Here is a 3,175-nt window from a genome sequence, read left to right as displayed (position 1 = left end):
GATGAGGCTTGCCATGAGATACGCTTTGGCTTCCACCCTATTGGAGTTCTTGATTTAAGAAAAGGGAAGGTCAGACCCAAAGTAAGAAAAGTGTAACCCATGTCCATAGGTTAAAATGTAACCCATGTGAATGTTGAACACTGGGGTGAGGGGGATATAACTTGTCTCATATGTCCTGAACCCATACAGGTCAGGTGTGTGTGCTCTGAGTCTCCTTATTTATGGTTAAGGCTCTTTGTGTGCTTCATATATCTCGGCAAATGCCTCATGCGTATCTTTAAAAACCTTAACTATCTCAGGGTCAAAGTGTGAGGGCATTGTTCTGCCATCACCTTTTGTGATTATCTCCACTGTCTTTTCATGGCTGAAGGCAGGTTTATATGGCCTTGTGCTTCTCAAGGCATCATACTGGTCTGCAATGTGCATGACCCTTCCCTCAAAAGGTATATCCTCTGCCTTAAGCCCATTTGGATAGCCTCCAGCGTCCCATCTTTCGTGGTGAGTGAGGGCAATTCTCTGAGCCATCTGAAGAATCCTCGATGGAGAGCCATTTAAAATTCTTCCTCCTACAATTGTATGTGTCTTCATGAGGGCAAACTCCTCTGAGATAAGCTTTCCTGGCTTGAGGAGTATTTCAGAGGGTATTGCCACCTTACCTATATCATGCATGGGGCTTGCATAAAATATTGTTTCGGCATCTTCTAAAGACCAGCCTAAATTTTTTGCGATATGTTCACAGTAATACCCTGTTCTTTTTATATGGCCTGCGGTCTCCTCATCCTTATATTCTGCAACGACTGTAAGACGGTAAATTGTATCTAAGTAGCTTTCTCTGAGTCTCTCTTTTGATGCACCAAGCTCATCAAGTGTAGATTTAAGCTCTTCTGTCCTCCTTTTAACCTCCTGTTCTAAAAGCTCATTATGCCCTTTTAAGAAGTCCTCAAACTCCTTGACCCCGAGGAGGTTTTTTGTCCTGAGAATCATCTCAGTGGTGTCAACAGGCTTTGTTATGAAATCAGATGCACCCTTATTAAGCCCTTTAAGCCTTGATTCCCTGTCTGCAAGGGCAGTAACCATCACAACTGGGATGTCTCTGGACTGAGGGTTCTCCTTAAGCCTTTCAAGAACTTCATATCCGTCCATCTCAGGCATCATGATGTCAAGATAAATCAAGTCAGGCTGAAACCCCTCTGTCTTTTTTAATGCCTCAATGCCGTTTTTTGCGGTCTCAAAGGTATAGCCCTCGCTCTTCAAAATCACTGACATGAGCTTCAGGTTTTTGTCATCATCGTCAACTATGAGGACCTTTGCTTCTTTCATCCTTCACCCTTTACTGGTATTGTGAACATAAACCTACTTCCTTTTCCAACCTCGCTTTCAACCCAGATTCTTCCTCCATGAAGCTCCACAAGCCTCTTACTTATATTAAGACCCAAGCCTGTACCAGCATATTTTTTTGTAAGTGGTGATTCAATCTGCTGAAATGGCTGAAAAAGCCCTTTCTGGTCTTCCTCTGATATGCCTATGCCTGTGTCCCATACTGTGAATTGAAGCATTTTATCAGCCCTGACTGCCTTTACACCAACACTGCCTCCATCAGAAGTAAATTTCATGGCATTCCCTAAAAGGTTAATGAGAACCTGTTTGAGGTTTCTCCTGTCAGCAGTAATACTTTCAATCCCATCTTCAATCTCTGATGTAAGGCTTATATTATACTTTAATGACTTTTCCTTGAACAGTAAAAGGCATTCGTTTATGAGCTCTAAAACGCTGAATTCTGTAAGCTCAAGTCTCATTTTGCCAACCTCTATCTTTGCTAAGTCAAGGATATCATTTATGAGGCTTAAAAGATGCTCTCCGCTTTCAAGTATGTCGGTTAGGTATTCCCTCTGCTCATTTGAGATTGTGCCTGCTACACCATCTCTGATGACCTGTGCAAAGCCCATTATTGAGTTAAGAGGAGTTCTAAACTCATGGGACATATTAGTGAGGAACTCGGATTTTGCCCTGTTTGCAGATTCAGCAAGGGTCTTTGCCTCCTCAAACTCAGCAGTTCTTTCTTTTACCAGTTCCTCAAGATGCCACATATATCTTTGAAGGACCTGAGCCATTCGGTTAAAGCCTCCGCTTAAATCCCCAATCTCATCCCTGCCTTTTACATCAACCCTCACACTTAGATTCCCCTTTTCCATCTCCCCTACTGCATCCCTGAGCTTCTTAACAGGAAGGACTATTCCCTGTCTTATAGAAAGTATGGTAAAGCCAACTAAAATAACAAAGATTCCAAAAGCATATAGCCTCCATGTATCAAAATCCTTTAGCATCTCCTGATAGTGTCTTTCAAGGGATGAGACAAGTTCATCCACCTTTCCAAGGTTTTCTCTGATAGCAGTATGGCACATATTGCATGCCTCGTTTTTCCTTTGAGTCGGTAATGCCATGATACTAAGAAGGACAGGCTTCTGTGTCTTTTCCCATAGCTCTGTCATCTCATTAGCTCTTAAAGCCGATTCCTTATCATGGCTATGGATGGGCTTCAGGTTAAGAGATTCACTGCCATTCCTTAAGCCGTAAAGCTCCTCCTCGTATTCAGCCATCTGCTCCTTTGCCCTTTTTCCATAGGGCATCCTGTCATCAGGCTTAAGGGGAAGCCCTGCATAAAGAAAATATGATATGCCCCTTATGAGCATCCTCTGTCTGCCTGCAAGATTAATCTTCCTTGCCTCACCATCCATATGGTGCGTAAAGCGGTAGCCTGCATAGATGTAGACGGTAAAGAATGTAAGCACTATAGTGCCTATGAGGATGAATTTTTTGGTGATAGACCTTAGCCTCAACATAGCCCCTATTAAGATTAAAGCACAGCAACTTGAAATTACAAGTCCTTTTTAGCCTGGCATTTATCTGTAACACACATTTTAAAATTCTGAATTCTTTTCAGAATCTCATTCTGTCTTTGCCTCTCTATCTCTATCTCGTCATTCCCCTCTATTAAATCACCCTCCCCAAGCCCCTCCCGTCAAGGGAGGGGTTAAATAGGGGTCATTCTGAACTTGTTTCAGAATCTCAGTTTACCCCCCTCTTCCCCTTTTTACCCACCCCTTTCCCAAATCTCCCCTTCTATTCCCTCTCCCCTTGCGGGAGAGGGTTAGGGTGAGGGGGATATAACTTGTCT

The 3,175-nt window shown here is 43.0% G+C and carries 2 protein-coding genes; both read right to left on the bottom strand.

Annotated features, from left to right (window positions below):
• Window positions 1–225: 225 nt before the first annotated feature.
• Window positions 226–1,320 carry a response regulator gene (locus tag HY805_06700; GenBank protein ID MBI4823901.1) on the bottom strand — a complete coding sequence of 365 codons (1,095 nt, stop codon included), beginning with the start codon at window positions 1,318–1,320 and terminating at the stop codon, window positions 226–228.
• Window positions 1,317–2,840, bottom strand: a complete 1,524-nt coding sequence (locus HY805_06695) for a HAMP domain-containing protein (protein MBI4823900.1) — start codon at window positions 2,838–2,840, stop codon at window positions 1,317–1,319. The genes HY805_06700 and HY805_06695 overlap by 4 nt, the downstream gene beginning before the upstream one ends.
• Window positions 2,841–3,175: the final 335 nt, after the last annotated feature.

Source organism: Nitrospirota bacterium, from assembly GCA_016207905.1.
Classification (GTDB): Bacteria; Nitrospirota; Thermodesulfovibrionia; order Thermodesulfovibrionales; family JdFR-86; genus JACQZC01.
Note: the sequence above shows the minus strand (reverse complement) of the source record. Positions and strands in the feature narration are given on the sequence as shown.

What these genes read in the sequence shown, in the direction of transcription:
- HY805_06700 (MBI4823901.1), bottom strand. Translation starts at nt 1,320, where the DNA reads ATGAAAGAAGCAAAGGTCCTCATAGTTGACGATGATGACAAAAACCTG.
- HY805_06695 (MBI4823900.1), bottom strand. Translation starts at nt 2,840, where the DNA reads ATGTTGAGGCTAAGGTCTATCACCAAAAAATTCATCCTCATAGGCACT.